Source organism: Paraburkholderia sp. GAS33, assembly GCF_050436645.1.
GTDB lineage: Bacteria > Pseudomonadota > Gammaproteobacteria > Burkholderiales > Burkholderiaceae > Paraburkholderia > Paraburkholderia phenazinium_B.
In genome coordinates, this window is the sequence record NZ_JBNDMP010000007.1 from 22058 (window position 1) to 39036 (window position 16979).

Below are 16979 nucleotides of genomic sequence, written 5' to 3' on the forward strand. Positions count from 1 at the left end.
AGAGCCTGTTCCGTGCGAATCCCAAGAATCCCCGAGTGGGTCTATTTCGTGATCGTTTTGGCACTGATCCCGGTGATTGCGCTAAAAAGCCTGCTCGCCGGGTTCGGGATCATCCGGCGCAAGGACTGATCCTTTGTAGTCCGAACTGTTTGTGCTAGTGTCGCCGCATCCCTTTCTGTGATGCGTTCCCGTGTCCAAAACCCCCGTAGCGAAGCCCGATGTTGATTGGGAGCGAGTCGAGTCTGACTATCGCGCCGGGATACTCTCGTTGCGGGAGATCGCCGCGGCGAATCCGGGCGTCAATCACATGGCAATCGCCCGTCGCGCAAAGCGTGAAGGGTGGACGCAGGATCTGTCTGCAAAGATCCACGCCAAGGCCGAAGAGCTTGTTACACGGCAGGGTGTTACAGAAAGCGTTACAGCGGAGCGTGCTGTAACAGATCGATTGATCGTCGAGGAAAATGCGCAGGCAATCGCCAATGTGCGTCTCACTCACCGCAAGGATATTTCGAAGTTTCGCGCGATCGCGCTGAAGCTCCTCGAGGAGCTTGAATCGCAGACGATCGACAACGGGCTGTTCCAGGATCTCGGTTTCCTGCTTCGTCAGGAAGACGACAAGGGTCGCGACAAGCGCAACGACATCTACAACGCGGTAATTTCAAGCGCGGGCCGCATCGACGGCGTGAAGAAGCTGGCCGAGGTGCTGAAGATCCTGATCGGGCTTGAGCGCGAAGCGTATGGGATCGTAGATGTGGCTGGCAAGGGTGAGTCGACTGACAACCTGGCGAATGCACTCGAAGCTGCACGCAACCGGCTGAGGGCTGCATGAGCGCGCACGCCGATCTGATCGAGGAGATCGCAAAGTGCACGAGTGATCCGCTGCGTTTCGTGCTGTTTGCCTTCCCGTGGGGAACCGGCGAACTGTCTGAGCATGCCGGGCCGGATGACTGGCAGCGCGGCATTCTCACGGAAATCCGTGATCGCCTGAAGGCCGGCCAGATCAACATCACGCAAGCCATCCAGCTCGCTGTCGCGAGCGGCCACGGGATCGGCAAGTCGGCCCTCGTGTCGTGGCTCATCCTGTGGGCCATGTCCACATTCGAAGATACGCGCGGTGTCGTGACGGCCAATACGGACGCCCAGCTGCGCACGAAAACATGGGCGGAGCTTGCCAAGTGGTATCGCCGCTGCATCTGCTCACACTGGTTTGAATTCACTGCCACGGCTCTCTATGCCCGCGACCCCCAGCACGAAAAGACATGGCGAATCGACATGGTTCCGTGGAGCGAACGAAACACTGAGGCGTTCGCGGGTCTCCACAACCAGGGAAAACGCGTCGTCCTCATTTTCGATGAAGCTAGCGCAATACCCAAAATCATCTGGGAAACGGCGGAAGGTGCGCTGACCGACAAGGACACGCAGATTATCTGGGCGGTGTTCGGGAACCCGACGCGAAACACCGGCCGGTTCCGCGAGTGCTTCGGTAGTCTCAAGCATCGCTGGATCACGCGGCAGATCGACAGTCGCACGGCTCGGATGACGAACAAGGAACAGTTAGCCCAGTGGGTAGCCGACTATGGTGAAGATTCTGACTTCGTTCGTGTTCGTGTACGGGGTGTGTTCCCTCGTGCAGGATCTACTCAGTTTATCGGCAGCGATATCGTCGAGGCAGCCGCATCACGTGAGGCACATGCTGGCGTCTATGACGCGCTTGTCCTTGGCGTCGATCCTGCTCGCTTTGGTGACGATGAATCTGTGATCTACATCAGGAAGGGTCGCGATGGATCAACGCATAAGCCTCTCAAGTTTCGCGGGCTCGACAACATGCAGCTCGCCGCCCGAGTCGCTGAGCAGTACGAGTTCTACCGCGCCGACGCGATCTTCGTCGACGGCGGCGGGACTGGCTCTGGCGTCGTTGACCGTCTTCGGCAACTCCGCGTCCCCGTTATCGAGGTCCAATTCGGCGCTTCGCCTGATCGCTCGCAGCCTGGGCAAGAGGCGATAGCCTACGCAAACAAGGCCGCCGAGATGTGGGGCGTCATGAAGGAATGGCTTAAGACTGGTGGATCGATACCGCATGACGATACCGATCTCCATTCTCAGTTGACAGACCGCGAGTACGGCTTTGTGCTTCGCGACGGCCGTGACGCAATCCAGCTCGAGGCCAAGAAAGACATGAAGAAGCGTGGCCTGCAGTCGCCAGACATCGCCGACGCGCTCGCGCTGACGTTTGCATACCCGGTTGAGGCCAACGCAAATGCGGGCCGCGCCGCTGCTTTTACGCGTCCGATGGTAGAACACGACTACGATCCTTTTCACGCAACATGAATTTAGGAGTACAAAGCATGGGTGGCTCCGCTCCATCAGTTCCAGCTGTAACAGTTCCGCCTCCTATCCCTGCTGTGCAGTCGCCGGCCGGAATTCAGGCAGCAACGACCGCGCAACAGCGCGCCACCAACGAAACGGGTCCGGCTGCGATGGATCTGACCGGCCCGAATGGGCTCACTGCGCCGGCTACCACTGGCACGAAGACGTTACTCGGGAGCTGACATGTCCGCAGTCGATGATGCAATGCAAGCTGTGCTGGATGCGCAGCACAACACGCTTGGACTGGCAAATCCCGGGCAGGCCCAATCCGAAGCTCAAACAGCGTGGATGCAAGCGGTGACGGCCGCGCTGTCTGGCGGTGTTCCGGCCACGACCGCTGTTGAGACGCAGAGCGCCGCCCCGGACGTCGCGGCGCTCGTTCAGGCCGCTGTCGAGGCGCAACTGCCAGCGCTCGAGCAGCAGATCGCCGCAGCGTTCGGAAAGCTGCTGACTGCTCAGCCTGTGGCCCCCGCGCTTGCTGCAGTTGTCTCGACCCAGGAAGCGCCGCCGGCGACCGAGCCGCCGACGATCACCCCTACCAATCCAGGAGCATGACAATGGCGAAGAAACTCTTCGATGCCGACCAAGAGATTTTGCGTGACGTGTTTAACCAGGCGCTTTATGTAGCGTCAGCGAGGCTCAATTCGGGCGATGGCTGTGCTGCAGCCAAGGACGCTGCCGTTGGTATGGTGGCCGCCGCTGAGGCCGCCTGGGACCAGTTGCACAAAGACGTTCCGGCCTAAGCCATGGCAGAAGCAGATCTCAAGCTATCGCAGAAGTCCGTAGGGGATAAGGCGTCGCCATCCTCGATGAAGCTGCGCGAGCACGCGGAAACCCTGCTGGTGGCGATGAAGACAGATCGCTACAGCTGGTGGACGCATTGGCGCGAGATCTCCGACTACCTGATCCCACGGCGGTACAAGTGGCTGATCACGCCCAACCAGGGCAACCGCGGATCGCCAATCAACCAGCGGATTGTGGACAACACTGGCACGATCGCGTTGCGCGTGCTCGCGGCCGGCATGATGTCTGGCATCACGAGCCCTGGCCGACCGTGGTTCAAGCTGTCGACGAACAACGACCGGCTCAACGACGTATCCAACGTCAAGCTGTGGCTTGCCGAGTGCGAACGCCGTATGGAGACGGTGTTCGCTGAGTCCAACTTCTACACGTCGCTCGCCACCGTCTATGGCGATCTCGGTGCTTTCGGCACGGGTGTGATGATCGTCTATCAGGATTACGACGATGTAATCCGCTGCTACAACACCTGCGCTGGCGAGTACTTCTTGCAAAATGATGACCGTCAGGATGTCGGTATCTTCGCGCGCGAGTTCGTGCTGACCTGCAAGCAGGTCGCGAAGATGTTTGGCGTGGAGAACTGCAGCGCAACCGTGCAGCAGGCTGTGAAGGATGGTGGTGCGTCGCTGACGCGCGAGATCATCCTTGGCCACCTGATCGAACCGAACGATGACATGGTGCCTAACGCTCCGGGCGTGAAGGGTATGCCGTGGCGCGAGATCTACTGGGAGCGCGGCACGAGCGAGAACATTACGCTCCGCGTTCGCGGCTTCCACCAGAAGCCATTCATCGCGCCGCGCTGGGACATCATCGGAAACGATGCGTACGGCCGTTCGCCTGGCATGGACGCTCTCGGCGACCTGAAGCAGCTGCAGGTCGAGCAGAAGCGCAAGGCGCAGGCGATCGATAAGCACGTGAATCCGCCGATGCTCGCCGACGTCAGCCTCAAGAATGAACCAGCCAGCCTGCTGCCGGGTGGCGTGACATACGTAAGTGGCACAGGGCAGGGCGTTGGATTCAAGCCTGTCTACGAGGTCATGCCGGATCTGGCGGGCTTGGTGCAGGACATTGAAACCGTGCAGGCTCGCATCAAGTCGACGTTCTTCAACGACCTGTTCATGATGATCAGCCAGCTCGATACCGTGCGCACGGCGACGGAAATCGATGCACGCAAGGAAGAGAAGCTGATCCAGCTTGGCCCTGTTCTGGAGCGATTCGAGAATGAAGCCCTTGACCCGGCAATCAATTGCACGTTCGACATCATGCTTCGTGGCGGCTTATTCCCCCCGATCCCTCGCGAGTTGTCTGGTCAGAAAATCAAGGTTGAGTACATCAGCATGCTGGCGGAAGCCCAGAAAGCCGCGAGCACCGCGAGCGTCGAGCGCCTCGCCCAGTTCGTCGGAAATCTCGCCGGAGCTGTTCCCGGAGCGCTTGATAACGTTGATTGGGACGAGATGATTGACGAGTACGCCGACATGCTCGGCGTCTCGCCGAAGATCATCATGGCGACCGCCAAGGTTCAGGCGATCCGCCAGAAGCGCGCGCAGCAGACGCAACAGCAGGCTGCCATGCAGAACAGCCTAGCCGCAGTGCAGGGTGCGCAAGGGCTCAGCCAAACCGACGTCGGCGGCGGCCAGAATGCCCTTCAAAAGATCATGGGAGGTACCTGATGTTCGTTGATCCACGTCGCTCAATGAGCCTGTTCGAATTGCATCGCAGCATGCACTCGGTCCTACAGAAAATGACCGATCCAAATAGAGGTGCTATGAGCGAGCCTGGGGTGATGGATCTTGTTCAGTCCTGGCATAACGACCTTGAGGAAATCATAAAGCGCATGACGGGCGGTCCCCAGTCATGAGCGAAAAAGTCATTGACCCGTTGTCGCTGCTCTCGCAGGTCCGAAAGGACGCGGATCCGCGAGATCGCCGGCTGTTCGAAATGCGCCTCGCCGAAGAGTTCGAAGCCGAGAGGAATGAGGCGCGCTGGGCGAACGCAGTGGAGCGTAGCCAGGTTCGTCCAGCGGTTCCGCAGGCGCAACTGGTGTACGACGCTTCCAACGACACCGCTGGCGTAGCGATCGAGGGTGCGAGGTTTGTGTGTCCTTTGCCGAAAGGCTATGGCGGTCCCGGTTGCGAGCTCGCGGTAATTGACCGCGACCGGTTGATCGTGCTGCAGCCGGGCAAGCCGGAACTGTTGATTGATCCTGAAACTGGCAAGACCCGGAGGCTTTGATGGCCGTTACTCTCCCGCCCGCAATCACGCAGCAACCTAGCGGCCAGCCGGCTCCGCAGGCGATGACGCCGAATCCGAAGGATGTAAAGGAGGGCGTCAAGAAAAAGACGCCGGCCCAGCAGATGTACCCGAATCTCACATCGCAGGATGCGCCGAAGGGGAGTTGACCATGGCCAAGAAATGGATCGGCAAGGCCACTGCCAATTCGCATGGCCAGTTCCGCGAGAAGGCAGAGAAGGCTGGCAAGTCCACGGCGGAGTTCGCGAAAGAGCACGAACACGACAGTGGAAAGACGGGCGAACAGGCGCGGCTTGCAGAGAATCTGATGGGCCTGCATGACGACGATGGCGACAAGAAGTCGCCTGGCAAAAAGCTGTATCCCGACCAGGGGAAGAAGAAATGAGCAACCTCGACAATCCGCAGCTCGGTTCCGTGGCCAATGTGTTCGGCCAATCGGGCCGCTCGACCGCCGTCACCGGCACAACGGCGGAAACGGTGCTTGCGAGCATCGTGATCCCCGCCGGCAAGCTCTTGCCTCATGGTCGCCTGAGTATCTGGGCGACGTTGACTTCGACGAACAACGCCGACGTCAAGACAGTCAAGGTGAAGGTCAACGGAACCGTTCTGGGCGCCGCGGCTGCGGTCGCGAGCTCGTCCACCCAGACCATACATGCAGACATGGTGAACGGCGGCAATACCCAGCAGAACTACGGACAGATCGTTCTCAATGCGGGCGCCGTGACCAGCCAGGCTGGTGCGGCCATGGCGATTGACACCACGCAACCTCTCACTGTCCAGATCACCGGGCAGCTTGCAACAACGTCGGACAACATCACCCTCAATGCTTACTCAGTGGAGATCATGAACGTATGAACGCGATGAACCAAACAGCCATGGGCAATAGCGCGCCGGCTCCGCGCATCACTCTCGACGGCGAGATACAGTCGCTGTACGACGCTCTCATCAACTTGGGTGGGCAGATCGATCGTTTGGAGCAAACGCTTCATCCGGTAATTCACCAGTCGCCGCCGGATGAAAAGCAAAACGGTCAGGTGTATGCGGTTGTGCCGCCTGCGATCCAAAGTTTGCGTGGCCTTCGCGACAGCGTCGAGGCGTACGTTGCGCGCATCTCGGACATTAGCAATCGCGTCGCTCTGTAGGGAGATCGGAATTGGACAAGATCGAAACCCTACCTACCAACGTCGGGTATCTGATTGAACGCAGCGGCGATGTGTTGCCAGCCTATTTCTCCGAGAAGGTTGGGCGCGATTACGGCTCGCCGTTTGGCGGCTGGGTCAACGAGAAGGAGCGCGCGACGGTCTACGAAACCGCCGAGCGCGCCCAGTCGTTGATCGATGGCCCTTTGAACCACGTTGGTCCTCACTGCCGGGTGGTGCCGAAATGAAACATCGAAGCGCCATCACGTTAGAGGACGCAGAGTTCATCATCAATAACTGGCGCCTGACCGTGCGCCACAAACAGGCTTCGCGGTTCATTCTTGACAAGTTTCGCGGGCTCCAGAAAGAAGCTGCCATCCTGTTGGATGAGATTGAACAGTTGCAGCCACCGCGCGACACATCGCATCTAATTCCTGTGGGTGATTACAACCGCGAAATCTCTGTGCGGGATAGGACCATAGCCGCTCTTCGGGCTGAGGTCGCTGATCTGCAGCGCAAGTGTGCGGCACATACGCTCTACTGTGGGAAGAACGAGAAATGAGCACAAAACTCGATAGCGGCAAGCTGCCGCACCGCGAGGCCAAGCCGATCCGCGTCGCGGTTTGCGTACCGTCCGGCGATATGGTGCACGCCGACTTCGCGATGGCGCTCGCCGCGATGGCGTATATGTGCGGCCCGGTGGTGATCAACGGGCAGAAGCAGGAAGCGATCGACCTGATCCTCATCAACGTCAAGGACTCGCTTGTGGTGATGGGCCGCAACACGCTGGTTGACCAAGCGCAGAAGCAGGGCGTCGATTATCTGCTGTTCCTCGACAGCGACATGGTTTTCGACAAGCGCACCTTGCGTCAGCTGCTTTCGCGCGGCATGGATATCGTCGGCGGCACGTACGTCAAGCGACGGCCGCCCAATACGTTGCTGGGGCACGCGACCGACGGTCGTCTGCTCGAGGAGGCTATCTCCGGTCAGCAGGTCGGTGGCGAGCGGCTGTACGAGGCTGGCGCGCTCCCCGGCGGATGTTTGCTCATCAGGATGTCGGTGTTCGACAAGCTGAAGAAGCCGTACTTCCAGACGCCGGCACACGAGACCGATGGTCACGTGTGGATTGAGGGCGAAGACATCTTCTTCTGCCGCACCGCTCGCGAAGCGGGATTCAAGGTCTGGGTCGACTGGCCGACGTCTTTCGCGCTGGCGCATATCGGCCAGGAGGCTTTCAGGATCCCGTCAGTTGAAATCAAACCGGAGGCGGCGAATGCGATCGTCCACTGAAACCGAAGAAGCGCGTTACGACGCCGGCGATGCGGCCGCGGTCAAGAAGCGCGCCGACCAGACAAAGCTACGCGAAGCGCGCAAGGCGAATGGCCTGCAGCACATCATGAGCACCGCCGATGGCAGGCTGTGGATGTGGGAACTGCTTTCCACGTGCCGGCCGTTTCACGTGCCGTTCACTGGGAACGCCTCGAAAGACGCGTTTGAAAACGGGATGCACAACATCGGGCTGCTGCTGTTCGCGCAGCTCCGCGCGTGCTGCAAGCAAGAATACGATCTGATGGAGCAGGAAAATGCATAACCTCATTCGTCGCTGGGTTCTTCTCGAGGGTGAGGGCGCAGGTGATGTGCCCGCGGGCGGCGCGTCGGCAGCTGCGCCGTCTCCTGCGCCTGTCGCCGCTCCTGCACCTTCCCCATCGCCTGCGCCCGATCCCGGTCTGACGATGCCGGATAGTCTGCTCGGCGAGAAGCCGGAACCTACGGAAAAGCCCGACGGCGACAAAAAGCCGGATGAGCCGGCGAAGCCCGAGGAGCCGATCAAGTACGAACCGTTCAAGCTGCCTGACGGCATGACGGTCGACGAGGCGAAGCTCGGCGAATTCACGGAGATCGCCGCCGCCGCGCGTATACCACAGGATGTGGCACAAAAGTTAGTAGACCTGTATAGTTCTGAACTCAAGGCAATATCGGAAGGGCCAATGCGGGCCTGGACCGATTTGCAGAATACGTGGCGTGATGCGGTCAAGAGCGACCCCGAAATCGGTGGAAAGAATCTCGACAAGAATCTCGCCGCGACGAAGATTGGATTGAGGAACCTGCTCGGCGAAGATGCCGGCAAGTTCTTCGAAGCGCTCAACATAACGGGCGCTGGCAACAACCCCGATATCGTCCGTGGACTCTTTAAGGCGGCGTCACCCCACGCACCCGCCAGTCCGGTAGGTGGTAGCCCTGTAGGCGGTAACCAGAAGACTGCAGGAGCAACCCTCTATCCAGGCATGGCTGCACCGGGTAAAGGTAACGAAGGCTAAACCACTTGCGCAACTCGGACACATCCCACGTGTCAACCGCGCTGAACAGCAAGGAGATTCGACTATGACCACTTAAAGGAACGTCCACCATGGCACTTCTCGGCGGTACCGCGCTCACGTACGCGGACTGGGCGAAGCGGATCGATGATGATGGCAAGGTTGCCACGATCATTAACCTGCTGTCGCAGACCAACGAAATTCTCGATGACATGCTCGTCGTCGAGGGCAATCTGCCCACCGGCCACAAGACCACGGTTCGCACCGGTCTTCCTTCGGCCACGTGGCGTCTGCTGAACTACGGCGTTGTCAAGACGAAGTCCACGACCGCGCAGGTCACGGACAACTGCGGCATGCTGGAGTGCTTCAGCGAAATCGATAAGGCGCTTGCCGACCTGAACGGCAACACCGCCGAATTCCGCCTGTCTGAAGACATGGCCTTCCTGGAAGGCATGAACCAGCAGATGGCCGGAACGCTGTTCTACGGGAACGTGCAGACGAACCCGGAACGCTTCATGGGTCTCTCGCCGCGCTACAACACGTCGACCACGGCCAGCGCTCAAACCGCGGTGAACGTGATCAATGCTGGCGGCGCGGCATCGACCAACACGTCGATCTGGATCGTCACCTGGGGTCCGAATACCTGCCACGGGATTTTCCCGAAGGGTCAGATTTCCGGCCTGCAGCATTACGACCTCGGCGACCTCGTACCGCTGACCGACGCGAACGGCAATCTCTACCGCGGCTATCGCACCCACTTCAAGTGGGATATGGGCCTGACGGTTCGCGACTGGCGCTACATCGTCCGGATCGCGGACATCGACGTGACGCTGCTCTCCGGCGGTTCGGCCGCCAACCTCATCAATGCGCTGATTCGCGGCGTCCACCGTCTGCCGACGGCTCCTGTCCGTGTGTCGACGGAACAGAAGTCAGATGCGCCGGACGGTTCGATGATGCAGATGGGTCGCCTCGCGATCTACTGCAACCGTACGATCCGCACGTATCTGGACATCCAGGCGGTCAACAAGACGAACGTGCTGCTGCGCCTTGAGGAGTGGGAGGGCAAGGCGATCACGACCTTCCGTGGGATTCCGGTTCGCACCTGCGACCAGATCCTGTCCACCGAATCGACCATCTAAGGGGCGGCCATGATCATCGATCAAATGCTGGTATTCGACCAGGGCACTTACAGCACGACGACCGGCATGTCGGGGGTGAACCAGTTTGCCTCCGGTGCGACGACGACGAGCACGAACACGATCAACCTCCTGAACGCGCGCGACATCGGCGCTGGCGGTGTGAACGACTCGGCAGATCTGACGGTCGAGTGGCTCATCACCACGGCCTACACCGGCGGCACGTCGGTCAACTTCCAGATTCTGGGGTCGACCAACAACGCCGCGTGGACCGTGTATGCCGAGACCGGCGCGGTGCCGATTGCCAACCTGACCGTCGGCGCGCGCCTCAAGCTTCGCATGCCGATTGTCAATCCGGATGGCGGTCCGGCTCCGCAGTACCTGCAGCTTAACTACGTGAATGTCGGCGCGAACACGGCTGGCGCCGTGATGGCGTGGCTCGGTTCGGTTGACAACAACCGCTCCTACCCGCCGGGCATCGTGGTCAACAACTGAGTCTCCTCCGGGGCCAGCGGCGCGGCCCTTTCGCGCCGGGCTTCGGCCCGGCGTTTTTTAACAAGTCGAGGTAACTGCAATGGCATCCGCAGAAAAGTCCAAGGGCGAAACACCCGTTGAAGCTCTCGCCGAAGCACCCGTTGAACGGCCCGCTGGGATTCCGCGGTACCGCCTGACCGAGAAGGCGTACATCAACGACATCCTGTATGACCCGGAGGCACAGGATCCTCGCCTCCATGAAGTCGACTACGAGGGCATTCCGGGTCATCACATGGAGCCTGTGAATGCCGCGGCGCATTACATGAAGGAAAAGCATCCCAGCAAGTACATCGATCCGATCGAGGACATGACGAACGTCCGGGCCGGCGGCGAGAATAACACCATGATCGACTTTGCCACCGTTCTCGCTCAGGCGATCTCGCAAGCCAACACCGCGCGCGCTCACTCCTAAGGGGTCGTCATGGGCAAGTTCGCAAGTTCGGGACTGGAGCAGGCGCAGACCGTTGTGTCCGGCACTTTTGGAGCGACCGGTACGAGCACGAATGCTCCGTTCCTTGGCAAGTTCAATTTCGCCCTGTGGGGTACTTTCGCCGGAACGGTGAGCCTGCAAAAGTCGTACGACGGCGGCACGACCTGGATCATTGCTCGCGACATGAACGGCAACGCCATGACGCTGACGGCGCCGGATACGCGGGTGATTGAGGAAGATGAACCCGGCGTTCTGTACGACGTGACCTGCTCAGCGTACACGAGCGGAACCGTGAATTACCGCATCTCGGCTGGCGCTTCGCGCAGCAACGACGCGAGGCTCACATGAGCGACAACATCGTCGACATGGCTCGCAGCAAGGACTTCGATTACGTCGATTGTCCACCGAACCCTTATCCCTACGGCCTTCGCATCCAGTTGTGCAAGGAAGATCTCGAGAAGCTCGGGATCGACACGATGCCTGATCTGGGCGACATGGTCGCGTTCTACGTCTACGGCAGCGTTTGTAGCACGGCCGAATCGAAAGATGAATATGGCGAAACGCGCTGTGTCGGCGTTCAGATCCAGCAGATGTCCATCGAGGAACCGCCGGGCGAAGAAGAGGAAGAGCGCGAAGATGCCGTGAAAGGTGGCTTCAAGGACGCCGCCAAGAAAATCTACAAGAAGCAGGGGTAGCGAATGGCTAGCAGCCAGGTCCAGATCGCGAACATGGCGCTTGATGCGATCGGTACGCGCTCGACCATCGCAAGCCTGACCGAGAACAGCAACGAGTCCAATGCCGTCGCCAGGCACTGGGATAACGCCGTGGATGCGATGCTTCGCGCGGCGCACTGGAATTTCGCCCGCAAGCAGGTGCCACTCACCCTCCTGCAGGCGCTGTACAGCGGCGGGACCGTGCCGACACCGTGGACGCACGAATACGCGTATCCGACCGACTGCGTCCTGATGCGTCAGCTGGTGCCGCTGATCCAGCCAACCGATGGCGCCGCTGCCACCGCTGACTACGCCGCGACGAGCGGTGCGCCACTTTCGCGCGCAGCCTTCATGGGTCCGCCGGTTCGCTTCGTGCTCGCTACCGATCTCGATATCAACGGCAACCCGATCGAGGTTCTGCTGACGAATCAACCGCAGGCGATCGGCATCTATACCTTCCGCAACACGAACACATCGATGTGGGATCCGCTGTTCGTGCAGGGCTTCGCTGCCTACCTCGGTGCGCGTATCTGCATGTCGCTCACTGGCGACAAGAACACTCAGCGCATGGTGCTCGCCGAGGCCCAGCAGTACGCAAACGACGCCCAGCGCATGAACGGCAATGAAGGTCTGACGATCATCAACAGCACGCCGGACTGGATGCGCGTGCGCGGGTATGAGATGGACTGGGCATGGCCTGATGGCGGCATGTTCGGATTCGGCCCGCAAGCCCTTTCCCTGATCGGCTGATGGGCAACCCGATCATCCTTCCGAGCTTTGCCGCTGGCGAGCTGGCGCCGTCGATGTACGGCCGCGTCGACCTGGCGAAGTATCACGTCGGCGCGGCGCTTCTGCGCAACTACTTCGTGGACTATCGCGGGGGCGCTTCGTCGCGCACCGGTACGTCGTTCGTCGGGCAGTGTAAGGACAGCACGAACGCAAACCGGTTGATTCCCTTTCAGTTCAATACGCTGCAGACATACGTGCTCTGCTTTGGCGGCACGCTGACGTATTCAGCCAATGTTCTGGGCGCGGCTAAAGACACGGGAACTGGCCAGATTGTCGTTCAGGTCGCTTCCACGGCGGGACTGACGACCGGGCAGAGGGTCCAGATAACCGGGACGGTGACCGGAGGCGTAGGCAGCCCGGTCGCGCGGACGTTCGACGGCATCTATACCGTGACGGTCGTCGATAGTACGCATTTCATGCTGATAGGGAGTAGCTGGATAGCTGTTTACGAGTCGGGTGGCGTGGCCACTTCATACACAGGTTACCTTAGGTTCGTGACGAATGGCGGCTACGTACTTGAAAACCCAACCACGATATCGGGGATTACCCAGGCCAATCCTGGAGTGGTGTCTGATCACAATCACGGGTACAGCAACGGCGATCAGATATTCCTGCAGAACATCGTAGGAATGACGCAGCTGAATCAGCGCTACGCTATCGTGACAAACGCGACGACGAGCACGTACACGCTGACCGACATGTTCGGAAACCCTATCAACACGACAGCCTACGGGGCCTACGTGTCTGGTGGGACGGCCGCGCGGGTCTACACGGTCACCACCCCTTATTACCCATCGGATCTGGCGCTTCTTAAATATACGCAGTCTGCCGATGTGATGACGCTTGTTCATCCCAGCTACCCTGCGGCGACCTTGTCGCGCACGGGCAATGCTGCATGGACATACGCTGCAATCACCTTTCAGCCATCCAGTGCGGCCCCCGCCGGAACGACAGCCACATTCTCCAACCAGGGAACTGGCAACCAGTACGCAACGACGCAGTACGGATACGTAGTGACCGCAACGGTTAATGGCGTGGAGAGCCTGCCTTCGCCGGCGGCCTACTCGACGAACTATGCGCTCGGCCAGAACGTCGGCGCCCAGATTGTCGTCGGTTGGGGTTCGGTGACCGGTGCGACGATCTATAACATCTACCGAACCCAGGAAAATCTGAACCAGGCCGTCCCTGAAGGAGCCCTTTTTGGGTATATCGGTTCGGCGAATCCGGCTGCGGTCAATACATTCGTTGACGACAACATCCTGCCGGACTTTACACACTGCCCGCCGCAGGCTTATGACCCGTTCACCGTCGCTGGGAATCCGGGGTGCGTGTGCTACTACCAGGAACGTCAGGTGTTCGCTGGCATGGAAAACGCACCCGAGCAGATGGACTTTTCAAAGTCGGGTGACTTCTTCAATATGGACTTCTCGATTCCGTCGACGGACGACGACAATATCGAGATCACGATCGCAAGCCAGCAGGTCAACGCGATCGAGTTCATGATTCCGATGCAGAGCCTGCTGGTGCTGACGTCGAGTGGCGCATGGGCGGTGAGTGGCGGCACGAGCGGCGCGGCGATCACGCCGACGTCCGTGCAGGCGTTGCCACAGGCCTACAACGGATGCAGTAGCCACTGCCCGCCGATCCCGATCAATTACGACATCCTGTACGTTCAGGCGCGCGGGTCGATCGTGCGCGACCTGGCTTACAACTTCTACGTCAACCTGTACACCGGTACCGACATCACGATGATGTCGAACCACCTGTTTTTCGGTCATCAGTTGCTGGAGTGGGCATACGCCGAAGAGCCGTTCAAGATTGTATGGTGCGTGCGCGAGGACGGCATCCTGCTTTCCCTCACCTATCTGAAAGAGCAGGACGTCATGGCGTGGGCGCATCACGACACGGCAGGCCTGTACAAGAGCGTTTGCTCGGTGGTGGAAACGGATGCCACAGGGACGTCAGAGGATGTCGTCTATGTGATCGTGGAGCGCTTCATTCAGGGGCAATATCTCCAGTACATCGAACGCTTCGCCAGCCGCGTGCTGGGTGGCGATCCGACTATCATGCTACCGGCAAATCCTGAGATGGCGTGGTGCGTTGACGCCGGCCTGCAATACCCGCTCAATGAGCCTGCTGCAACCCTCACGCCCGTGGCGACGGATGTGTGTCCTGTCATCTACGGTGTGAACACCATCTACGGCGGCGTGAACTACAGCGCCCAGACCGTCATCAACGTGCAGGATGAGACGGGGGAGGGAGCCGTTCTGGTTCCGGTGATCGTCGATGGCGTAATCGAGTCCGTGACTGTCTCCGATGGAGGAATGAACTGGACCAATCCGACGCTGACCGTGTTTGACCCAGCCGGCACCGGTTCCGGCGCGGCGCTGGCGGCTATCCTGGCAAGCCCCGTGACCATGAATGCTAGCGCCGCAGTCTTCGGCTCGACGCAGGTCGGCGATGTCGTGCGAATCAACGGTGGCCGCGGCACCGTTCTGTCTATCCCCACGACATCCCAGATAATCGTAAATATCACCTCTCCGCTGACAAATATGTGGCCTGCGGCCGCGGGATCGTGGTCCAGCACGACGCCCGTCCAGGTGATCAACGGTCTTGATCATCTCGATGGTGAAACGGTTTCAATTCTGGCAGACGGAAGCGTTGCACCGCAGCAGACAGTGGTTAATGGGTCTGTCACGCTCGATCGGCCGTATAGCGCGATCACCATCGGCCTGCCTTTCACCTGCCAGCTTCAGAGTCTGTATATCGATGTCCAGGAGCAGGGCGGTACGATACAGAGCAAGCGAAAGACCATTCCCGCGGTGACAGTCAGGCTGCAGGACTCGCGCGGCATCTATGCCGGACCGAACTTCAAGAGTCTGATTCCGATCAAAGAACGCACAACGCAGCCGATGGGGCAACCGATTCCGCTCTTTACGGGCGATCAGCGCGTCCTTCTGCCGGCCGGCTACAACGTACCTGGTCAGGTATGTGTGCAGGTAACTGACCCGCTTCCATCGACGATCCTGGCGCTGATTCCCGAGATCGTCGTCGGAGACAACTGATGCGCGGCGAGATCGTACGGGCGACCAAAACCCATGCGCTGATGATGGCGCCGCACGTGCGGGCCGCCGAGGTGCGGGAAATTATGGATGCTGAAGGGATGACCCCCGTCGAGCTTCTGGTGCGTGACATGGATCGGTCTGTCTCCGCGTGGTCGTGGATTATCGATGGAGATGTCGCATGCATGTTCGGCGTCGTGGCTGATGTGCTGTTGTCCGACGTCGCCTATCCGTGGTTTCTGTCGACGCCTCTGGTCGACGAAAATGCCGTTGCGTTCGCTCGCGCCTGTCGTCGCCACCTGCCGGAGTTGCTTGGAGTGCACGCCAAGCTGGCCGGGATGGTCGATGCACGTTACGAACTGTCGGTGCGGTGGTTACAATGGCTGGGTGCAAAAGTTGGCAGTCCTGAACCTTGGGGCATTGCTGGCGCCCAGTTTAGACCCTTCACCCTGGAGGCGTGAATGTCGCTCGACATGATCGACTATGTGAACCGCCTCGAGGCAGAGGTCTCGAAGTTGCCGCAGAAGGATTGCCCTGTGTGGCATCACTTCGCCCCCGGTCTTTACGCGCGGTGCATGTTCATTTCCGCTGGCGTCGTCCTGACGGGAGCGGTACACAAAACAGAGCATCTCTGCATCGTATCGGGGCACATTGATGTGACCACAGACGACGGCGTGAGGACGATTGATCACCCTCACTTCATCCTGTCGTCGAAGCCCGGAACGAAGCGCGCCGGCTACACGCATGCCGATACGTACTGGACGACTGTCCACGCTACCGATGAGACCGACCTCGACAAGCTCGTCGAGGAACTGGTTGAAGCCACGAGCCAGCAACTGCTGGGCGGTAGCGAAAACATCCAGATACTAAACAATCGCCTCAAGGGGTAGACCATGTCATTCGGCCTTACGACCGCTGAGATTGCTGGTGTCGGGCTTGCCATTACAGCAGCTGGCGCCGCCGCAGGGACGTATGGGGCAATGCAGAGCGCAGCGGCCCAGAAGGCCGCTTCAGCCTATCAGGCGCAAGTAGCAGCGAATAACGCAACCATCGCGAGCATGAACGCGAATGCTGCAATTGAAACTGGCAACACCCAGCTTCAGGCCGCGCAGGAACAGGCCGCGCAGCAGCAGGGCATGATCCGCGCGGTGATGGGCGCTGGCGGCATCGACCTGAATTCAGGAAGCTCGCTGCGCGACCAGGAGGGGGTGGCTGAGGTCAATCAACTCAACGAGGCCACGATCACGAGCAACGCGGCGCGGGCTGCCTGGAACTACACGAACCAGGGGCAAAACTACGCGGCTGAGTCCCAGCTCGAGACACAGAAAGGAGAAGAGGCTGAATCAGCAGGGCTGGTGAGCGGCTTCTCGTCGTTGCTCAGCGGCGCGGGCACATTCGCCAAGAGCTACAGCTCGGATATCCAGACTGGACTTTTCAGTTCGTAAA

The 16979-nt window shown here is 59.8% G+C and carries 25 protein-coding genes; all 25 read left to right on the forward strand.

Annotated features, from left to right (window positions below; all coding sequences use genetic code 11):
* Positions 1 to 190 precede the first annotated feature (190 nt).
* The 25 genes from P3T24_RS21520 to P3T24_RS21640 all read left to right on the forward strand — a co-directional run bounded on the left by P3T24_RS21520 (position 191) and on the right by P3T24_RS21640 (position 16978).
* Complete coding sequence (locus P3T24_RS21520; protein WP_429437666.1) at positions 191 to 829, forward strand: hypothetical protein; 639 nt, start codon at positions 191 to 193, stop codon at positions 827 to 829.
* A complete protein-coding gene (locus tag P3T24_RS21525) occupies positions 826 to 2328 on the forward strand; it encodes a terminase (RefSeq protein ID WP_429437669.1) in 1503 nt (500 codons plus the stop codon). Before P3T24_RS21520 ends, P3T24_RS21525 begins: the two co-directional genes overlap by 4 nt.
* 222 nt (positions 2329 to 2550) lie before the next feature.
* Positions 2551 to 2922, forward strand: coding sequence for a hypothetical protein (locus P3T24_RS21530; protein WP_429437671.1), 372 nt, complete (start codon positions 2551 to 2553; stop codon positions 2920 to 2922).
* A gap of 2 nt (positions 2923 to 2924) precedes the next feature.
* Complete coding sequence (locus P3T24_RS21535) at positions 2925 to 3110, forward strand: hypothetical protein (protein ID WP_429437673.1); 186 nt, start codon at positions 2925 to 2927, stop codon at positions 3108 to 3110.
* Positions 3111 to 3113: 3 nt separating this feature from the next.
* Complete coding sequence (locus P3T24_RS21540; protein WP_429437675.1) at positions 3114 to 4835, forward strand: portal protein; 1722 nt, start codon at positions 3114 to 3116, stop codon at positions 4833 to 4835.
* A 184-nt stretch (positions 4836 to 5019) separates the two neighbouring features.
* On the forward strand, positions 5020 to 5397 hold the full coding sequence (locus P3T24_RS21545) for a hypothetical protein (protein WP_429437677.1): 378 nt from the start codon (positions 5020 to 5022) through the stop codon (positions 5395 to 5397).
* Entirely contained in the window at positions 5397 to 5564 is a 168-nt protein-coding gene (locus tag P3T24_RS21550; protein ID WP_429437680.1) for a hypothetical protein, read from the forward strand. Before P3T24_RS21545 ends, P3T24_RS21550 begins: the two co-directional genes overlap by 1 nt.
* 2 nt (positions 5565 to 5566) lie before the next feature.
* A complete protein-coding gene (locus P3T24_RS21555) occupies positions 5567 to 5800 on the forward strand; it encodes a hypothetical protein (RefSeq protein ID WP_429437683.1) in 234 nt (77 codons plus the stop codon).
* Positions 5797 to 6270, forward strand: a complete 474-nt coding sequence (locus P3T24_RS21560) for a hypothetical protein (protein ID WP_429437685.1) — start codon at positions 5797 to 5799, stop codon at positions 6268 to 6270. The genes P3T24_RS21555 and P3T24_RS21560 overlap by 4 nt, the downstream gene beginning before the upstream one ends.
* A complete protein-coding gene (locus P3T24_RS21565) occupies positions 6267 to 6557 on the forward strand; it encodes a hypothetical protein (RefSeq protein ID WP_429437687.1) in 291 nt (96 codons plus the stop codon). The genes P3T24_RS21560 and P3T24_RS21565 overlap by 4 nt, the downstream gene beginning before the upstream one ends.
* A gap of 11 nt (positions 6558 to 6568) precedes the next feature.
* The gene (locus P3T24_RS21570; RefSeq protein ID WP_429437689.1) at positions 6569 to 6802 is read left to right on the forward strand and encodes a hypothetical protein; all 234 of its coding nucleotides are present in this window, start codon (positions 6569 to 6571) and stop codon (positions 6800 to 6802) included.
* A complete protein-coding gene (locus tag P3T24_RS21575; RefSeq protein WP_429437692.1) occupies positions 6799 to 7116 on the forward strand; it encodes a hypothetical protein in 318 nt (105 codons plus the stop codon). The genes P3T24_RS21570 and P3T24_RS21575 overlap by 4 nt, the downstream gene beginning before the upstream one ends.
* The gene (locus P3T24_RS21580) at positions 7113 to 7844 is read left to right on the forward strand and encodes a glycosyltransferase family 2 protein (RefSeq protein WP_429437694.1); all 732 of its coding nucleotides are present in this window, start codon (positions 7113 to 7115) and stop codon (positions 7842 to 7844) included. The genes P3T24_RS21575 and P3T24_RS21580 overlap by 4 nt, the downstream gene beginning before the upstream one ends.
* Entirely contained in the window at positions 7828 to 8145 is a 318-nt protein-coding gene (locus tag P3T24_RS21585) for a hypothetical protein (RefSeq protein ID WP_429437697.1), read from the forward strand. The genes P3T24_RS21580 and P3T24_RS21585 overlap by 17 nt, the downstream gene beginning before the upstream one ends.
* Positions 8138 to 8872: a hypothetical protein gene (locus P3T24_RS21590; protein WP_429437699.1), complete on the forward strand. Its 735-nt coding sequence runs from the start codon at positions 8138 to 8140 to the stop codon at positions 8870 to 8872. Before P3T24_RS21585 ends, P3T24_RS21590 begins: the two co-directional genes overlap by 8 nt.
* Before the next feature lie 89 nt (positions 8873 to 8961).
* Positions 8962 to 10008 (forward strand): major capsid protein, encoded by a 1047-nt coding sequence (locus P3T24_RS21595; protein ID WP_429437702.1) that lies wholly within the window; start codon positions 8962 to 8964, stop codon positions 10006 to 10008.
* Between the two features lie 9 nt (positions 10009 to 10017).
* Positions 10018 to 10500 carry a Bbp16 family capsid cement protein gene (locus P3T24_RS21600; RefSeq protein WP_429437704.1) on the forward strand — a complete coding sequence of 161 codons (483 nt, stop codon included), beginning with the start codon at positions 10018 to 10020 and terminating at the stop codon, positions 10498 to 10500.
* 79 nt (positions 10501 to 10579) lie between these two features.
* A complete protein-coding gene (locus P3T24_RS21605; protein ID WP_429437707.1) occupies positions 10580 to 10951 on the forward strand; it encodes a hypothetical protein in 372 nt (123 codons plus the stop codon).
* 9 nt (positions 10952 to 10960) lie between these two features.
* A complete protein-coding gene (locus P3T24_RS21610; protein ID WP_429437709.1) occupies positions 10961 to 11317 on the forward strand; it encodes a hypothetical protein in 357 nt (118 codons plus the stop codon).
* Positions 11314 to 11664, forward strand: coding sequence for a capsid staple protein (gp10, locus tag P3T24_RS21615; protein WP_429437712.1), 351 nt, complete (start codon positions 11314 to 11316; stop codon positions 11662 to 11664). Before P3T24_RS21610 ends, gp10 begins: the two co-directional genes overlap by 4 nt.
* Before the next feature lie 3 nt (positions 11665 to 11667).
* Positions 11668 to 12432, forward strand: coding sequence for a hypothetical protein (locus P3T24_RS21620; protein ID WP_429437715.1), 765 nt, complete (start codon positions 11668 to 11670; stop codon positions 12430 to 12432).
* On the forward strand, positions 12432 to 15536 hold the full coding sequence (locus P3T24_RS21625; RefSeq protein ID WP_429437718.1) for a ubiquitin-activating E1 FCCH domain-containing protein: 3105 nt from the start codon (positions 12432 to 12434) through the stop codon (positions 15534 to 15536). The genes P3T24_RS21620 and P3T24_RS21625 overlap by 1 nt, the downstream gene beginning before the upstream one ends.
* Positions 15536 to 15994, forward strand: coding sequence for a hypothetical protein (locus P3T24_RS21630; RefSeq protein WP_429437721.1), 459 nt, complete (start codon positions 15536 to 15538; stop codon positions 15992 to 15994). The genes P3T24_RS21625 and P3T24_RS21630 overlap by 1 nt, the downstream gene beginning before the upstream one ends.
* Entirely contained in the window at positions 15995 to 16423 is a 429-nt protein-coding gene (locus tag P3T24_RS21635; protein ID WP_429437724.1) for a hypothetical protein, read from the forward strand.
* 3 nt (positions 16424 to 16426) lie between these two features.
* Complete coding sequence (locus P3T24_RS21640; RefSeq protein ID WP_429437725.1) at positions 16427 to 16978, forward strand: virion core protein, T7 gp14 family; 552 nt, start codon at positions 16427 to 16429, stop codon at positions 16976 to 16978.
* Position 16979: the final 1 nt, after the last annotated feature.